General features: G+C 71.6%; 16 protein-coding genes, 1 tRNA gene and 1 other RNA gene. 13 read left to right on the top strand and 5 right to left on the bottom strand.

Features of this window, described 5'->3' with window-relative positions; all coding sequences use genetic code 11:
• From CWC38_RS07275 to CWC38_RS07265, 3 genes are all read left to right on the top strand, one after another.
• Nucleotides 1-761, top strand: a 761-nt coding sequence (locus tag CWC38_RS07275; RefSeq protein WP_338067525.1) for a zinc ribbon domain-containing protein, incomplete at its 5' end; no start/stop codon positions are given.
• A gap of 169 nt (nucleotides 762-930) precedes the next feature.
• An RNA gene (gene rnpB, locus CWC38_RS07270) (RNase P RNA component class A) lies at nucleotides 931-1,309 on the top strand.
• Between the two features lie 14 nt (nucleotides 1,310-1,323).
• Nucleotides 1,324-2,097, top strand: coding sequence for a YaaA family protein (locus CWC38_RS07265; protein WP_121846130.1), 774 nt, complete (start codon nucleotides 1,324-1,326; stop codon nucleotides 2,095-2,097).
• A gap of 67 nt (nucleotides 2,098-2,164) precedes the next feature.
• Here the strand turns inward: CWC38_RS07265 and def are convergent, their stop codons facing one another.
• A complete protein-coding gene (gene def, locus CWC38_RS07260; RefSeq protein ID WP_121846129.1) occupies nucleotides 2,165-2,734 on the bottom strand; it encodes a peptide deformylase in 570 nt (189 codons plus the stop codon).
• Nucleotides 2,735-2,992: 258 nt separating this feature from the next.
• On the opposite strand from def, the gene CWC38_RS07255 reads away from it, so the two are divergent.
• The 7 genes from CWC38_RS07255 (at nucleotide 2,993) to CWC38_RS07225 (ending at nucleotide 10,110) form a co-directional block, all read left to right on the top strand.
• Complete coding sequence (locus tag CWC38_RS07255) at nucleotides 2,993-4,072, top strand: glycosyltransferase family protein (protein WP_121846128.1); 1,080 nt, start codon at nucleotides 2,993-2,995, stop codon at nucleotides 4,070-4,072.
• Entirely contained in the window at nucleotides 4,069-5,130 is a 1,062-nt protein-coding gene (locus CWC38_RS07250) for a glycosyltransferase (RefSeq protein WP_121846127.1), read from the top strand. Before CWC38_RS07255 ends, CWC38_RS07250 begins: the two co-directional genes overlap by 4 nt.
• Entirely contained in the window at nucleotides 5,127-6,197 is a 1,071-nt protein-coding gene (locus tag CWC38_RS07245; protein WP_121846126.1) for a glycosyltransferase, read from the top strand. The genes CWC38_RS07250 and CWC38_RS07245 overlap by 4 nt, the downstream gene beginning before the upstream one ends.
• An 11-nt stretch (nucleotides 6,198-6,208) precedes the next feature.
• A complete protein-coding gene (locus tag CWC38_RS07240) occupies nucleotides 6,209-7,039 on the top strand; it encodes a glycosyltransferase family 2 protein (RefSeq protein ID WP_240625126.1) in 831 nt (276 codons plus the stop codon).
• Nucleotides 7,040-7,060: 21 nt separating this feature from the next.
• Nucleotides 7,061-7,714, top strand: coding sequence for a response regulator transcription factor (locus tag CWC38_RS07235; protein WP_121846124.1), 654 nt, complete (start codon nucleotides 7,061-7,063; stop codon nucleotides 7,712-7,714).
• Between the two features lie 146 nt (nucleotides 7,715-7,860).
• A complete protein-coding gene (locus CWC38_RS07230; protein ID WP_121846123.1) occupies nucleotides 7,861-8,769 on the top strand; it encodes an SDR family oxidoreductase in 909 nt (302 codons plus the stop codon).
• Nucleotides 8,770-8,868: 99 nt separating this feature from the next.
• Complete coding sequence (locus CWC38_RS07225; RefSeq protein WP_121846132.1) at nucleotides 8,869-10,110, top strand: APC family permease; 1,242 nt, start codon at nucleotides 8,869-8,871, stop codon at nucleotides 10,108-10,110.
• Between the two features lie 6 nt (nucleotides 10,111-10,116).
• On the opposite strand, the gene CWC38_RS07220 is transcribed toward CWC38_RS07225, so the two are convergent.
• Nucleotides 10,117-11,052 (bottom strand): SDR family NAD(P)-dependent oxidoreductase, encoded by a 936-nt coding sequence (locus tag CWC38_RS07220; protein WP_121846122.1) that lies wholly within the window; start codon nucleotides 11,050-11,052, stop codon nucleotides 10,117-10,119.
• A gap of 84 nt (nucleotides 11,053-11,136) precedes the next feature.
• On the opposite strand from CWC38_RS07220, the gene CWC38_RS07215 reads away from it, so the two are divergent.
• Both CWC38_RS07215 and yidD read left to right on the top strand, forming a co-directional pair.
• Nucleotides 11,137-12,321, top strand: a complete 1,185-nt coding sequence (locus CWC38_RS07215) for a zinc-dependent alcohol dehydrogenase (RefSeq protein ID WP_121846121.1) — start codon at nucleotides 11,137-11,139, stop codon at nucleotides 12,319-12,321.
• Nucleotides 12,318-12,623 carry a membrane protein insertion efficiency factor YidD gene (gene yidD, locus CWC38_RS07210; RefSeq protein ID WP_121846120.1) on the top strand — a complete coding sequence of 102 codons (306 nt, stop codon included), beginning with the start codon at nucleotides 12,318-12,320 and terminating at the stop codon, nucleotides 12,621-12,623. Before CWC38_RS07215 ends, yidD begins: the two co-directional genes overlap by 4 nt.
• 157 nt (nucleotides 12,624-12,780) lie before the next feature.
• Here the strand turns inward: yidD and CWC38_RS07205 are convergent.
• Together CWC38_RS07205 and orn are read right to left on the bottom strand one after the other, a co-directional pair.
• A tRNA-His gene (locus tag CWC38_RS07205) sits at nucleotides 12,781-12,856 on the bottom strand.
• Nucleotides 12,857-12,949: 93 nt separating this feature from the next.
• Entirely contained in the window at nucleotides 12,950-13,573 is a 624-nt protein-coding gene (gene orn / locus CWC38_RS07200; RefSeq protein ID WP_276309568.1) for an oligoribonuclease, read from the bottom strand.
• A gap of 181 nt (nucleotides 13,574-13,754) precedes the next feature.
• On the opposite strand from orn, the gene mptB reads away from it, so the two are divergent.
• A complete protein-coding gene (mptB, locus tag CWC38_RS07195; protein ID WP_439108834.1) occupies nucleotides 13,755-15,323 on the top strand; it encodes a polyprenol phosphomannose-dependent alpha 1,6 mannosyltransferase MptB in 1,569 nt (522 codons plus the stop codon).
• A gap of 615 nt (nucleotides 15,324-15,938) precedes the next feature.
• Here mptB and CWC38_RS07185 read toward each other — a convergent pair.
• Complete coding sequence (locus CWC38_RS07185; protein WP_124106150.1) at nucleotides 15,939-16,148, bottom strand: hypothetical protein; 210 nt, start codon at nucleotides 16,146-16,148, stop codon at nucleotides 15,939-15,941.
• Nucleotides 16,149-16,423: the final 275 nt, after the last annotated feature.

The following is a 16,423-nucleotide window of genomic DNA, read 5'->3' as shown; positions in this document are numbered from 1 at the left end:
GCCCCGACCTGCACCACCCCGAGGAGAACCCCATGACGACGTCCCGCTCATCCCTTCCCGCCCTGCTGGAGCTGCAGGCGGTGGACTCCCGTCTGCTCACCAGGCTGGCGCGCGCGAAGGAGCTGCAGACCTCTGAGCACGTGGCGGCCCTGATGGCCCGCCGCACCCAGGCGATCGCCGCGGCCCGTGAGCTGGACGCCGCGGTGGGACAGGCCCGGGACGCCGTTCAGCAGGCGGAGGCCACGGTGGTCGAGATCCAGACCAGGATCGACCGGGACACCGAGCGGCTCAACGCGGGCGGGACCTCCAAGGACCTGATGGGCATCCAGCACCAGATCGAGACCCTCACGGCGCAGCGGGAGCGGGCGGAGGAGGCGCAGCTGCAGGCCATGGACCACGCCGAGGAGGTGGCCGCCGATCGTGAGCGCAAGCAGCCCCTGCTGCGCGCCGCGGACGCCGAGGCCCGAGCCGCGGTGGCAGAACGGGACGCCGAACTCGCACGGCTCAAGGAGGAGCACGCCCGGCTCACCGCCGAACGCGATCGCAGGGCGTCGGCCATCACGGACTCGCCGCTCCTGCGGCGCTACGACCGGCTGCGCAACGCCCGCGGGGGAGGACGCATCGCCGTGGCCCGCTATGAGAACGGAACGTGCGGCGCGTGCGGCACGCGCCTGAGTCCCGCGGACGCCGCGGCACTCGAGGCCACTCCGGACACCGCGATCCCGCAGTGCCCCGAGTGCTCGGCGATGCTCGTGCTGTGACCGCGCAGGGTCCTCTGCCCGCGCCCGGTCGGGCGCCCGTGCAGTGGGCGGCATCGGGCGGCCGACCGCCCGGGCCGGGTGCGGAGGAGTCCACCGTTCTCGTGGGCGGGGCACCGCGGGTCCGAGTGCGCCGGACCGGGGCGCGCGGGCGCGGTAGGATCGGTGCGGACAGGTGGGCCGGGCGACCGCGCGGCGTCGTCGTTCGTGACGGCGTCTCGAGGAAAGTCCGGGCTCCGCAGAGCAGGACGGTGGGTAACACCCACTCGGGGAAACCCGCAGGACAGTGCCACAGAAAACAGACCGCCCGCCACGCGCGGGTCAGGGTGAAAAGGTGGTGTAAGAGACCACCAGCGCGCCGGGTGACCGGCGCGGCTCGGTAAACCCCGTCCGGAGCAAGGCCACGCAGGGCGCGACCGAGGGCTGCTCGCCCGAGCGTCCGGGTAGGCTGCTCGAGCCGTGCGGCAACGCACGGCCTAGATGGATGGTCGTCACCGCGGTGCGGGCAACCGGCCGCGGCACAGAACCCGGCTCACAGGCCCACCTGTCCACCTACACTCGTGGGGTGCTGATTCTCCTGCCGCCCTCCGAATCGAAGACCGCCCCGGCTGCGGGTGCTCCCCTTGACCTCGACGCGCTGGACCTTCCCGCGCTGACCCCGGACCGTGCACAGCTCGTCCGTCACCTCGCGGAGGTCAGCGCCCGTGAGGACGCGCTCGCAGTGCTGGGCGCGGGGCCCTCGCTCGCGGACGACGTCGCCCGCAACCTCGCATTCGACCCCGCCCCCGCCGCGCCGGCCCTGGAGGTCTACACGGGCGTGCTCTACGACGCCCTTGACGCCTCGACCCTGTCGGCAGAAGCGCGCGCCGTGGCGGACGAGAGCCTCCTGGTGGTCTCCGCGCTCTGGGGGGCGGTGCGGCCCACGGACCGGATTCCTGCCTACCGGCTGTCCATGGGAACGGTGCTGCCGGGCACGGGGAGACTGAGCACCTGGTGGAAGCCTCGACTCGCCCCGGTGCTGGACGAGCTCGCTGCGGAGCAGGTGGTGGTGGACTGCCGGTCCGCCGCCTACGCCGCGGCGTGGAAGGCTCCGGCGCCGCGCACGGTCACGGTGCGCGTGGAGCAGGAGAAGCAGGACGGCACGCGCTCGGTCGTCTCGCACCACGCCAAGCACACGCGCGGCCTCGTGGCACGGGCACTGTGCGAGTTCCGCGGCGCCGGGGGAGCGGTGGACACCGTCGAGCAGGTGCACGGTGCGCTGTTCCAGCACTGGACGGTGGAGCTGGAGGACCCCACGAGCCGCGGGGCGGGTGTGCTGACGGTCGTCCTGACGTCCTGACGTCCTGACGTCCTACCCCCGGCGCCGGCCGGCTCCATCGGCCCGCCAGCCCGCCGGGGGAACAGGCTCAGTGGCCGAACGGGTCCTCGTCCACACCGGGCAACCAGGTGGAGTCCGTGCCCCAGCCCTCCTTGGTGATGGCCTTGCGGGCCTTCTTCGACCACTTGGGGTTGAGCCGGTCCACGTAGAGCTTGCCGTCCAGGTGGTCGTACTCGTGCTGCATCACCCGGGCAAACCAGCCGTTCGCCTCGAACGCCACGGGGTCCCCGTTCTCGTCCTGGCCCGCGATCCGGACCCAGTCCGCGCGCTTGAGGGGCCAGGCCTGCCCGGGGACGGACAGGCAGCCCTCGGACTCCTCGTCCGGGTCCGGGGCCGTCTCGGCGATCTTGCCCGTGGTCAACACCGGGTTGACGAGCGTCCCCCGGGGGGCCACGCCGTCCTCGTTCTCGTAGAGGTAGGTGAAGATCCGCAGTCCCACCCCGATCTGCGGTGCCGCGAGACCCACACCGTGGGAGGCGTCCATGGTCTCGTGCATGTCCGCGACCAGCTCGCGCAGGGCGTCGTCGAACTCCGTGACCCGCGCCGCGGGGTGGTGCAGCACGGGGTTGCCGGAGATCACGATGGGGCGGATGCTCATGCTGGGTACCTCGAGGAATCGCGTGTGGTGGTGGGACCGGTCCGCGGCTCGTGCCGGCGGCGGCGGTGGCCGGTGTTCCGCACGGCCGCAGGACAATATATCGTGTCGGAACCGTCAGTAAGATGTGTATCGTCGCCCGGGGCCGCCCGAGGAACGGAGCGCACTCCACCCGTGTGCGGTGATCCGCTGAGCGGGACACGGTGCCCGCGCGGGCACCCAGCCACGGCACCGTTCGTCTACCGCAGGAGGTCCCACCGAGTGAGGGTCGCGTCTTTGCCCCACGGTCACGTGTACGTCGAGCACCTCAGTGCCCCCGCCGGTCCGCAGGCCGTCCACCGGTTGCCGGACCCCGCGCCCGCACACCCCGTTCCCGGCGCTCCCTGGTGGCCGCTGGTGATGCTCGACGAGACCTGGATCCGTGGGCACGCGGCGGAGTTCGACGTCTACCACCTGCACTTCGGTTTCGATCAGACCCCTCCGCAGACCCTGCAGCGCATCGTGGCCACCCTGCGCGAGCTCGGCAAGCCGCTCGTCTACACCGTGCACGACCTGCGCAACCCGCACCAGGAGGATCCCACCGCCCAGGACGCCGCGCTGGACGTGCTGGTTCCCGGCGCGGACGAGCTCATCACGCTCACCGCGGGAGCAGCCCGCGAGATCGAGCGCCGGTGGGGCCGCAGCGCCACCGTGGTGCCCCACCCGCACGTCCTGCCGCTGGACTCCTGGCGGACACACGCGCCCGTGCCGGAAGTCCCCACCGTGGGACTGCACCTCAAGAGCCTGCGCACCAACATGAACCCCCTCCCGTTGGCCCGCCTGCTCATGGCGCACGCCGCGCAGGGCGCGATCCGCCTGGTGCTGGACGCCCACACGGACGTGGTCACCACGGGTGCGCGGCACCACGACGCCCGTGTGGTGGAGCTGCTCGAGGCCGCCCGGCACACCGAGGGCGTCACGGTCCACGTGCACGAGATCTACACCGACGAGCAGCTGCGGGACTACCTGCGCGGCCTGGACCTCTCCGTGCTCGCCTACCGCTTCGGCACCCACTCGGGCTGGCTCGAGCTGTGCCACGACCTCGGCACGCACGTGCTGGCACCCACCGTGGGCTTCTACCACGACCAGCACCCCGGCGTGCTGGGCTTCGACTGGGACGACTCCGGGGCGCCCGACGCCGCCCAGGTCGGCGCCGCGCTCGCGGCGCTTCCCGGTCTGGGTCCCTGGCAGACGAGTGCCCGGGAGCGGGCGGCCCAGCGACGTCGTATTGCGGCGACCCACACCGAGGTCTACCGCCGTGCCGTGGCCGCGCGCACCCCGGGGGAGGGGGGTGCCGCGTGAAGGTGGCACTGCTCGCCCACGACCGCTTTCCGATCACCCCGCCGTTCTCGGGCGGCCTGGAGTCCTTCACGTGGCACCTGGCCCGCGGGCTCAGGCGCCGCGGCATGGACGTGGTGGTCTTCGCCGCGCCCGGCTCGGACCCGCGGCTCGGCATCGAGGAGCTGGACGTGCAGCCCCTCGTGCTGAGCGACGCGGCCCGCAACGACGTCGCCATGCCCCCGGAGGCGCAGGTGCGGGAGACGTTCTCCTACATGCAGGTGATGCGGGCCTTCGGGAACCGCCCGGACATCGACGTGGTGCACAACAACTCCCTGCACTTCCTGCCCATCGTGATGTCCGCGGCCATCCCGCAGCCCATGGTCACCACCCTGCACACCCCGGTCACCCCGTGGCTGGAGCCCGCGCTGCGGCTCACCCCCACCGCGCACACCGTGGCGGTCAGCGACTCCGTGGCCCAGCTGTGGAGCACCGTGACACCCGCCCGTGTGATCCGCAACGGGGTGGACCCCCACGAATGGCGCCCGGGCCCGGGCGGGGACGCCCTGGTGTGGTCCGGGCGGATCGTCCCGGAGAAGGCACCGCACGTGGCCGCGCTGATCGCGAGCAAGGCCGGCCGGCGGCTGCGGATCGCCGGGCCGATCGCGGACCGCCAGTACTTCGAGTCGAAGCTCGAACCGCTGCTGGACGAGCACATCACCTACGTGGGGCACCTGGACACCGAGCAGCTGCGGGAGCTCGCCGGGCACAGCGCTGCGAGCCTCGTGACACCGGCGTGGGAGGAGCCCTACGGTCTCGTGGCCGCCGAGGCCATGGCGTGCGGCACCCCGGTGCTCGCGGTGGCCCGCGGCGGACTCAGCGAGATCGTCCGCTTCCCGGGCGGCCTGACGTCCCAACCGGGGGTGAGCGAGGCCGAGACCGTGGCGGGGGCCGCCGCCATGCTGCCGCTCGTGGTCGCGATGGACCGTGCCCGGGTGCGCCGCTACGCGCTCGAGAACTGCTCGCTGGAGGCCACCGTGGATGCCTATGCCGATCTCTACCGGGAGCTGGTGCACGCGTGATCGGCTACTACGTCCACCACCACGGCCTCGGGCACCGCAACCGGGCCGTGCAGATCGCCCGGGAGCTCACGACCGGCGTGGTGGGCTTCAGCTCGCTGGAGCGTCCCGCGGACTGGCCCGGCGAGTGGGTCCAGCTGCCCCCGGACGACGCCGGACACCCCGCGGATCCCACCGCGAACGGGGTCCTGCACTGGGCGCCGCTGCACCACCCCGGCCACCGCGAGCGGATGGGCCTGTTGGCCGATCGGCTGCGCACGGACGTGGAGCTGATGGTCACCGACACCTCAGCGGAGGTCACCCTGCTGGCGCGACTCATGGGCGTGCCCACCGCGGTGATGGCCATGCGCGGGGACCGCACCGACCGCACGCACCGTGCCGCGTACGACGCCGCCCCCGCCCTGGTCGCACCGTGGTCCCGTGAGACCGCGGAGCCGTACTGGCCCGAGGAGTGGACCCGGAAGACCACGTTCACCGGGGCGATCTCCCGCTTCGACGTGCCCTCGCGACCCCCGGAGCCGGAGTCCGGCGCGGACCAGGGTGCGGGGCGCTCGGGACCGGACCGGGCGGCGTCGTCCGCCGGCGGTGCCGCGGAGCCGGCAGACGGCGCGGCCCAGCGGAACTCGGTGCTCGTGGTGTGGGGGCGCGGGGGCACCGTCGTGGGTGAGGCGGAGATCGAGGCCGCCCGTGCGGCGACACCCGGCTGGACGTGGACCGTGCGCACCCCGGACAATCCCTCGCCCGACCTGTGGCGCGAGCTGCAGGAGGCCGCGGTGGTGGTCACCCACGGCGGGAACAACGCCGTTGCGGAGCTCTCCGCCGTGGGCGCACGGGCCGTGGTGGTGGCCCAGCCGCGGCCGCACGACGAGCAGCTTGCCACCGCGGCCGCGCTCGACCGGGCGGGGATCTGCGTGGGGCTCTCCGAGTGGCCCGCAGCGGCCGAGTGGCCCGGACTGCTGGCGCGGGCCGGGGAGCTGGGAGGGCCGCGCTGGTCCCTCTGGCGCCACGGCGACGGCGCCCGGCGCGCGGCCCGCGCGCTGGAGGCCGTGCTGAGCGGAGGTGGGGCGTGAGGATCGCCCTGGTGACGATTGCCAGCGGGCGCCACGAGCACCTGCGGCGTCAGCGCGAGTGGGTGGCCGCCCAGAGTGAGCCACCGCTCGTCCACGTGGTGGTGAGCATGGGGGATCCCGGGATCCACGAGGTGGCGCGGGCGCGCAGCGAGGTGCCCACGGACGTCGTGGACTGCCTCGTGGCGGACGGGCTCCCGCTCGCGGCGGCGCGCAACGCGGGGGTGTCCCGCGCCGCGGCCCTCGGAGCGGACCGTGTGGTGCTGCTGGACGTGGACTGCCTCCCGCACCGTGACCTGGTGCGGGACTACGCGCGGGCACTGGAGCGGCTGGGGGACAGCCGTGCGGTGGTCAGCGGGCGCGTGCAGTACCTGCCCGAGGGCATGGCGGAGGCCGACTACACACCCGGGCGGGTCGCCCGGGTGGGGCGCGACCACGCGGTGCGGGTGCTGCCCGCTCCCGGGGAGCTGGAGCGCGCGGACCCGCGCCTGCTGTGGTCCCTCTCCATGGCGTGCACGGTGGCCACGTGGGACGCCGCCGGGGGCTTCGACGAGCGCTACGTGGGCTACGGCGGCGAGGACACCGACTTCGGCCAGCGACTCGCCGCGGCGGGGGGCCAGCTGTGGTGGCTGGGCGGGGCCGCCGCCTACCACCAGTACCACCCCACCCAGTCGCCGCCGGTCCAGCACGCCGCCGCGATCGCACGCAACGCCAACCTCTTCCGGCGCACGTGGGGGTTCGATCCCATGGAGGGCTGGCTGCGGGAACTAGCGGCGCTGGGGCACCTCACGCGCACGGGGGAGGACTGGCAGATTGTCGAACACAGTTCGAACAATGATGCGTGAGCTTACTATTATGCTCGTGGGGTGAATTCCCGTCACCCCGACATCTCCCTGGCCCTGATCAACGACTACCCGGTGGTCGTGGAGGGGGTCGCGCGCATGCTGGCCGGCCATCCGCGGCTGCAGGTCGTGGAGCTGGACTCCGGACACACTCCACGGGACACCGCTCACGTGGTGCTCTACGACGCCTTTGCCGCCACCAACCGCGGCGCGCGGGAGATCCGTCAGCTGCTGGACGACCCCCGGTGCCACAAGGTGGTCATGTACACGTGGAACGTGGAGGCGGACCAGGTGGACGACGCACTGGGGCTCGGCATGCACGGGTACCTCTCCAAACAGCTCAGCGCCGCGGCGCTCGGGGACGCGCTGGTGCGCGTGCACGAGGGGGAACGAGTAGTGCTCCCCGAGCCCGTGCGTGAGGGCATCGCCCCGCCGGACTGGCCGGGACGCGGCGAGGGGCTGTCCGCACGCGAGGCGGAGGTGGTGGCGCTCATCACCCAGGGGTTCACGAACGACGAGATCGCCCGCAGCTGCTACCTCAGCATCAACTCCGTGAAGTCCTACATCCGCTCCGCCTACCGCAAGATGGGCGTGGAGCGGCGCAGCCAGGCGGTGCTGTGGGGCGTGCAGCACGGCATGGACCCCAGCAGTCAGCACCGCCGCGTCACCATGGTCTGAGTCCGCTCCTGGCCTGGTGGGCAGACCTCGCACCACTGGCCCCGGGCCACCGGAACACCGGACCGCGGAGTCCGGCACGCGCGGTTCGGGGTTTTCACCCCGGCAGGTGGGCGACACGCCCCCGCGCCTCGGGGCACAATGACTTCATGACTGATGACAAGTTCGCAGCAGACAGGAAAGCACAGGAACTCGCCGGCGAAGAGGGCGGTTTCCCCGAGCAGGAGCAGACTCCTCCCGGTCTCTCCACCGACATGACCCCGTTCCCGGACCACGGCGAGGAGAACTGGGTGGGCCGCGGCCGCCTGGAGGGCCTGAAGGCCCTGGTGACCGGCGGCGACTCCGGCATCGGGCGCGCGGTGGCCATCGCGTTCGCGCGCGAGGGCGCGGACGTGGCCATCAACTACCTCCCCGAGGAGGAGTCCGACGCCCAGGACACCCGCCAGTGGATCGAGAAGGCCGGGCGCACCGCCGTCCTGCTCCCCGCGGACCTGCGCGAGGAGAGCCAGGCCCGCGGCGTCGTGGACCAGGCGGCGGAGAAGCTGGGTGGCCTGGACATCCTGGTCAACAACGCCGGGTTCCAGTGGGCACGCCGGGACGGTGGCCTGCAGGGGCTGAAGACGGAAGAGATGGACCGGGTCTTCAAGACCAACCTCTACGCCCTGTTCTGGGTCTCGCAGCAGGCACTGTCCTACCTCGAGGAGGGCTCGTCGATCATCAACGTGAGCTCCATCCAGGCGTACGACCCCTCCGAGAACCTGATCGACTACGCCTCCACCAAGGCCGCGATCAACAACTTCACGGTCAACCTGGCCAGTGAGCTGGGCGAGAAGGGCATCCGCGTCAACGCGGTGGCTCCGGGCCCCATCTGGACCCCGCTGCAGCCCGCCACCAAGGCCGGTGAGGGGATGCCCCAGTTCGGTGGCGACACCCCGCTGGGCCGCGCGGGCCAGCCCTCGGAGCTCGCCGGGGCGTTCGTGTTCCTCGCGAGCCCCGCGGAGGCGTCCTACGTCTCCGGCACGGTGATCGGTGTGACCGGCGGCAAGCCGGTCTTCTGATCCCTCGAGGATCGTGAGCGGCGTGACGGGCGGAATGGTAGTACCGTTCCGCCCGTCGTCGTGTCCAGGGACCACGTGCACGGGAGCGGGGCCAGCATCATGACCACCACCATGCAGCGCCGCCTGGGTCTGGGGGACGCCGTGGCGATCGGCCTGGGCTCGATGATCGGGGCGGGCGTCTTCGTCGTCTTCGCCCCCGCCGCGGCAGCCGCGGGATCCTGGTTGCCCCTCTCCCTGCTCATCGCGGGGGCGGTCGCGCTGTGCAACGCGCTGTCCTCCGCCCAGTTGGCCGCCCAGTACCCTGTGGCGGGCGGCAGCTACGTCTACGGACGGGAACGGCTGGGGCCCTGGCCGGGGTTCCTGGCCGGCTGGTGCTTCGTCACGGGCAAGACGGCCAGCTGCGCGGCCATGGCCATGACGTTCGCCGCCTACACCGTCGATGCGTCCTGGCAGCGGCCCGTGGCGGCGCTTGCCGTCATCGTGCTCGTGAGCGTCAACTGCCTGGGCGTGACACGCACGGCGGCCGCCACGAAGCTCCTGGTGGGCGTGGTGCTCGCGGTCCTGGCGGTGGTGGTCGTCGCGGGTGCACTCTCCGACCGCGCGCGCACGGCTGCGCTGTTCGCGTCCGCGCCGCCGGGAGGAGCGTACGGGGTCCTGCAGGCAGGGGGTCTGCTCTTCTTCGCGTTCGCAGGCTACGCGCGCATCGCCACGATGGGGGAGGAGGTCCGCGATCCCGCCCGCACCATCCCACGGGCCATCGTGACCGCGCTGCTCGGCGCTCTGCTCGTCTACGGCGGGCCCGCCCTGCTCGCCCTCACCGTCCTCGGGCCGGATGCGCTCGCCCGCACGACGACGCCGCTCGCGGACCTCGCCGCGGCGGGCGGTCTCACGTGGACCACCCCCGTGGTGCGCGTGGGGGCCGCGGCAGCGACCCTGGGTGCGCTGCTCGCAGGCGTCGCAGGCATCGCCCGCACGTCGCTCGCAATGGCCCGCACTGCGGACCTGCCCCGGGCCCTGGCCGTGCTGGACGACCGCCACGGGATTCCCCGCCGGGCGGAGATCGCCCTGGCGCTCGTGGTCGTGGTCCTCGTGCTGACGGTGGACGTCCGCGGGGTGGTCGGCTTCTCGTCCTTCGGCGTGCTGCTCTACTACCTCGTGGCGAATCTCAGCGCGGTTACCCAGACCGGGGAGCACCGACGGTACCCGAGGGCCGTTCCCGTCACGGGCGCGGTGCTGTGCACGGTGCTCGTGGTGACCCTACCGGCCGGTTCCGTGGGTGTGGGCATCCTCGTGCTCGTCGTGGGCATCGCCTGCCGCGCCGTGCGGGTGCGGGCGCGCTGACGACGCTCAGCGCTCGTTGTTGCGCCGCGCGGCCCGGTTCCCGAGGAAACTCAGTGCGTCCACCACGGTGGAAGCCAGCCGTCCCCTGGCGGCGGCACCCGCCACGAGGTGCGTCTGGTGGGAAGCGGCCGAAGGCAGCAGCCGGTTGGCGACACCGAGGGCGCGCACCGTCAGTCCGGGAGCCACCCCGCGCACGCGCTGCGCGATCTTCGGCAGCCATCCCACCAGGACCACGGGGCGCCCCGCCAGTACGCCGTCCACGATGAGGCGCGCCGCGCGGTCCGCGTTCATGGACAGCACCGGCAGGGACGCCGAGGGAGCGAACCACGCATACTCCTTCTCCGAGCTCCCCGTGAAGAACGCGTGCTCGTGAGACCCGGTGCGCATGAGCCCGGGGTCAATGCTGGTGGCGGTGACACCCGTTCCGGACAGCGACGCCGCGAGGCCCTCCGTGAAACCGACGGCTCCGAACTTGGCCGTGCTGTACGGCAGCAGGTGCGGCACGGACACGAGCCCGCCCACGGAGGCCACGGTGCCGATCCGACCCCTGCCCCGTTCGCGCATCCCCGGCAGGACCGCCAGCGCCGTGTGCACCGGGCCCATGGTCATGGTGTTCACCGCATCCCGGACGTGCTCCACGGTGACCCCCTCCACCGGGCCCACCTGGATGATCCCGGCCACGGTGATGAGAACCTCCACGGGGCCCAGGTCGCGTTCCACGCTCTCCACGAGACCGGAGACCTGCTCAGCGTCGCCCACGTCGCACACGTAGTCGCGGACGGTGCCGCGACGGGCCAGCCGGGCACGGGCCCGCGTGAGCTCCGCGGCATCACGCGCGCAGATGGCGACCTCGTAACCGCGCAGGAGGAGTTCTTCGGCCACGAGCATTCCCAGTCCGCGGGACGCTCCGGCCACGAGGGCAACACGAGACGATGCAGTCATGCCGCTACGCTACCGGGCCCGGACGAGTCGCCGGACCCCCGGAGGGGTGGTGCCGTCCGCTGCGGATCGTGGTTGACTGAGGCAATGCGAGCACTGACATGGCAAGGACTCGGCGACGTCCGGGTCGAGAACGTTCCGGACCCCGTCCTGCAGGACCCCACCGACGCGATCGTCAGGGTGACCTCCACTGCGATCTGCGGCTCCGACCTGCACCTCTACGGGGTGCTGGGCCCGTACCTGCAGAAGGACTACGTGCTGGGCCACGAGTTCATGGGCATCGTGGAGGAGGTGGGCCCCGGTGTGGAGCACCTGGCACCCGGGGACCGCGTGGTGGTGCCGTTCGTGATTGCGTGCGGGCACTGCTGGATGTGCGACCGCGGGCTGTTCGCGGCGTGCGAGACCACCCAGATCCGGGAGATGGGCACCGGCGCGGCCCTGTTCGGCTTCTCCTCCCTGTACGGCTCCGTGCCGGGTGGCCAGGCCGAGCGCGTGCGCGTTCCGCACGCGGACTTCGGTCCCGTGAAGCTGCCCCAGAACTTCGACGACGAGCGCTTCCTCTACCTCAGCGACATCCTGCCCACGGCGTGGCAGGGCGTGAAGTACGCGAACGTGGGGACTGAGGACACCCTGGCCGTGCTCGGTCTCGGCCCCGTGGGACAGCTGGCGGTGCGCTCCGCGAAGCTGCAGGGCGTGCAGCGCATCATCGCGGTGGACCTCGTGGACGAGCGCCTGGCCCTGGCCGAGAGCTGGGGCGTGGAGACCGTGGACCTGCGCCAGGTGGACGACGTCTCCGAGACGCTGCGCGAGATGACCGACGGCCGCGGCCCGGACGGTGTCCTGGACGCGGTGGGCATGGAGGCCCACGGCAACCCGATTGCGGAGAAGATCGTCGCGGGCGCGGCGCGCCTGCCCAAGCCGCTGGGTCGCAAGGCCATCGAGACCGCCGGGATCGACCGTCTGGACGCACTGCACACCGCCATCCACAGCGTGCGCCGCGCGGGCACGGTGTCCCTCTCGGGCGTGTACGGTGGGATGGCCGATCCCATGCCCATGATGGAGATGTTCGACAAGGGCATCACCATGCGCATGGGCCAGTGCCACGTGCGCCACTGGACCGACGAGCTGCTGCAGGTGCTGAGTCAGCCGGAGGACGTCCTGGGCGTGGAGTCCCTGGCCACCCACCACGTGTCCCTGGAGGACGCACCGGAGGCGTACAAGATGTTCCAGGAGAAGAAGGACGGCTGCATCAAGGTGGTGTTGAAGCCGTGACCGCCGTCCAGCGCTGGGCCGCCACGGCACCCCGCCGCGGGGTGGACCGTCTCATCCGCGCCTACCAGCGCCACCTCTCGCCGCGCAAGGGGTACACCTGCGCGCACCTGGTGGCCCGGGGCGGGCAGTCCTGCTCCGCCGCGGTGCGGGGCATCGTCGCGCAGCAGGGTGTGATCCGGGGCGTCGTGCCCACCATGGCGCGTTTCGTGGCCTGCTACCGTGCGGCGCTGCTGCTCGGCTCGGGCGGCAACGTGAGTGGGGTCTGCTGTTGCGGGCCCATCCCCATCCCGTTCCGGTTCTGACCGGGACTCGACCAGCCCCTCTCCTCCACGGCGTGTCCGTGCGGGGGAGGGGCTTGCTCATGGGCAGAGCTCTCCGGGTCGGGGACTGCCGGACAGGAAAAATGCAGGGCCCGGATCGACACTTCTGTGCCGATCCGGACCCTGCATCCCGATCTCGTGGGGTGAGCGACGGGGGTTGAACCCGCGACCTCCTGGACCACAACCAGGCGCTCTGCCGACTGAGCTACGCCCACCATGCAACCCGTTGAAGAATCCTGCGATCCCTCCGGGCAACGACGACCACTATAGCGCACCACCGGGCTTAATCCCGCATCGGCGGGAGGGGCTCAGCGCGCCGTGCGCGTGGGTGAGGCCTGGATCAGGGCCGCGACTCTGCGGGCGTCGTCGGACGTGGGGCCCGGATCCCCGGGGAAGAGGACGTGGCGGTAGTAGCGCAGCTCGTCGATGGAGTCCTCGATGTCCCCGAGCGCACGGTGGTTGCCGGTCTTCTCCGGGGCCTGGAAGTACGCCCGCGGGTACCAGCGCCGGGCGAGTTCCTTGAGGGTGGAGACGTCGATGATCCGGTAGTGCAGGTGCTCCACCAGCTCCGGCATGTCCCGGGAGAGGAAGGTCTTGTCCGTCCCCACCGAGTTGCCCCCCAGCGGGGCCTTGCCGGGCTCGGGAACCCACTCGCGGATGTAGTCCAGCACCATGGCCTGCGCCTGGGCCATGTTCATACCGTTCTCGAGCTCGGGGAGCAGCCCGGAATTCTCGTGCATGGTGCGCACGAAGTCGTTCATCTGCTCGAGCGCCGCCTCGGGGGGCCGGATCACCACGTCCACGCCGCTGCCGAGCACGTTCAGCTCGTCGTCGGTCACGAGGGCGGCCACTTCGATCAACGCGTCATCGGACAGGGAGAGCCCCGTCATCTCGCAGTCGATCCACACGATTCTCCGGTTTCCAGTCGTCACGTCCTCCAATCTATCGCGTCCCCGGGGCGCCGCCGCCCGGGGCAACGGCACGCGTCCGGTCCGCTCACGACGTCGCACGATAGGATCGGCCCCGACCTCGCCGCCGCGCCCCCACCCTCGGCGGTACCCTGCCCGGGCCGCCGTGGAGCGCCCCGGCTCCACCACCACCCGGGAGGCCGCAGTGCGCACCACGACCAGGACGTTTCGTCGTCCGGCGCATGCCGCGGCGGCAGGGGAGCAGCCCACGCCCGGGGGCCCCGCGACGTCGTCCTCGTTGCGCCGCACGGTGCTCATGGGCGCGGTCGGATCGGTTCTCGTGCTCCTGGGCTCACTGGGTGTGGGGTGGCTCGCGAACGTGTCGGCACTGCGTCGGAACCCGCTCATCATGTGGATGCGCTTCGAGACCCTGGGCGTGGTGGTGTCCATCGCGCTGCTCGCGCTGGGGTCCATGCTCCTGGTGCGGGAGTGGCTGCGGCTGGGGCAGAAGCTCAGTCCCTGGGGGCCGGGCAGCGCCCGCTGGGTGCTCACCGCGATTGCCGCCTGGATCGTCCCGATGCTCGTGAGCGTGCCGTTGTTCAGCCGGGACGTGTACTCGTACATCGGGCAGGGCCGGGTGATGGCCAGCGGGCTGAACCCCTACGAGTCCGGGGTCTCCTCGATCGACAACTTCTTCCAGCTCGGTGCGGACCAGCTGTGGGCGGAGTCCCCGCCCCCGTACGGCCCGGTGTTCCTGTGGGTCGAGCAGGTCGTGGTCACCGTGACCCACGCGGACCCGGACGCGTCCGTGCTGCTGTTCCGGGCGCTGAACGTGGTGGCCGTGATCGCGTGCATGTGGGTCGTCCCGCGCCTGGCCCGGCTGCACGGCGTGAATCCCCGCCGGGCGCTGTGGCTGTCCGTGGCCAACCCGCTGTTCCTCACGAACTTCGTGGTCGCCGCCCACAACGACGCCATCATGCTCGCCCTGGCCCTGCTGGGCACCTACGCGGCGGCGGTGCAGCGCAACTGGAGGGGCGGGCTCGTGGGCACCACGCTGGTCACCCTGTCCGTGGCCATCAAACCCATCACGGTGGTCTTCCTGCCGTTCGTGGGACTGCTGTGGGCCGGGAGGAACGCCTCCTGGCGTCGGAAGTTCGTGGTCTGGGCGCTGACCCTCGCCTACTCCGTGCTGCTGCTCGGGATCATGGGTGCCGTCAACGGGTTCGGCTTCGGCTGGGTCTCGGCGGTGTCCACGCCCGGGTCCGTGTACATCTGGTACGCCCCCATGGGACTGTTCGGGCTCTTCGCGCAGCTCGTGGCGGACTCCTGGGGCCTGGACGGCTCCGCGTGGATGCATGCCGTGCACTCCGCAGGCACGGCCGTTGCCGCGGGGCTCACCCTCACCCTCATGTTCGTGGGGCGGGACTCCAGGATCTTCCGCCGCCTCGCATGGTCCATGGCGGCGTTCGTGCTGCTCGCACCCATCATCCAGGCGTGGTACGTGGTGTGGCTCATCCCGCTCTTCGCCATCACGGGCATCCGCAACGACTGGCAGGCGGACGTGCTGTTCTTCATCACCGGGTTCTTCACGGTCTACGCGGTCGCGGACCAGCTGGACGTCTTCCCGTACCTGGAGCTGAACCTGATCGCCGCCCGTGTCATCTCCGCGCTGCTGGCCCTCAGCTACGGCGTCTACCTCTGGTTCCTGGACCCGGCCACCCGCCGCATCCAGCGGGGACCGGACGCCGGACTCGCCCGACCCCCGGTGCTGTAGCGGACGACGTCGCCCGCTCCCGGTCCGCACGCGCCGGCGGCCCCGCTCCAGGAGGGAACGGGGCCGCCGGTGTGCGCGTGGCGTGGCTCAGACGCCGTAGTACAGCTGGAACTTTCATTCGCTTTTAGGGCGATGTGGTGGGCGTCAAAAACCGCGAGACTCCGCCGTTCATCTTGCAGTCTGTAGGAGCGGTCGGCAGTCCGCATGCGGCGCTTTTGCGGACTCCATGCGGACCGTCGGGTGGCTGATGGCTGCCGAATTGGGGGAGCGGCGGTGACACGGCGACACGTCCCCCACCATCCCAGCCTGCCCGGGAGAGTGGTGGGGCAATGGTCGCGGCGGCGCGCCACCCGGGCGCGCCCGGCTCACGATAGGAGACAAGCCCATGAGCAACCCCCATCCCACTTACTACCGCGTGAAGGCCACGGGCACATTGATGGAAGCAGTTGGGAGGCACGGATCACGGCCGGCCCCCGAGTACTTCAGCACTGCCCGGGAGCTGAACATGTGGGTAGTTCGGCTACTCGATCAGGAGACAGGCGAGATCCGCACGTTCCGGCTCGATGCCGTGGAGCCCGCTGAAGGATGATGCCCGGTCCGCGCCCCGTACCCTGTCTAATCCGCAGGGTATGGGGGCGTTGCCCGTCCCCGCTCCTCCCGGCGACGGCGCAGCTCGTCCACCCGGTCGCAGGTGTCGTGGATCTTGTCCGCGATCCTCCGGGCGTCCGAGACCTCCAGCAGCCGCCACCGCGAACCGATCGACACCCGGACCCGCAGTCGGTCCCGCTGCTGATCCACCCCCACTCGCCACTTCGGGACAGACATTCTTTCCACGATCAGACCTCCGCTCTCAGACAACGTAAAAGGAGGAGACCCACCCCGCGGGCACCACGGCCCAGAACCCGGGGCACGGCCCATGTGTACGCGATAAACCCCGGAAACACGGGGCACAAGATCACCCGCGGGCGTCCACAGACCGGGCTCAGAACCGCCCTGCATCGCCCCAGGTCAGACGCACAGTAAACGGTGTGGAAACCCTGGGGAGGGATCTGTCTATGCCGGGGGCGACGCACGGACCCCACCCGGGAGGGGTATGGGGG

Source organism: Kocuria tytonicola (assembly GCF_003687455.1).
In the GTDB taxonomy this organism is placed as follows: Bacteria; Actinomycetota; Actinomycetes; order Actinomycetales; family Micrococcaceae; genus Kocuria; species Kocuria tytonicola.
The sequence above is the reverse complement of the archived record's forward strand: the minus strand, read 5'-3'. Positions and strand labels throughout refer to the sequence as shown.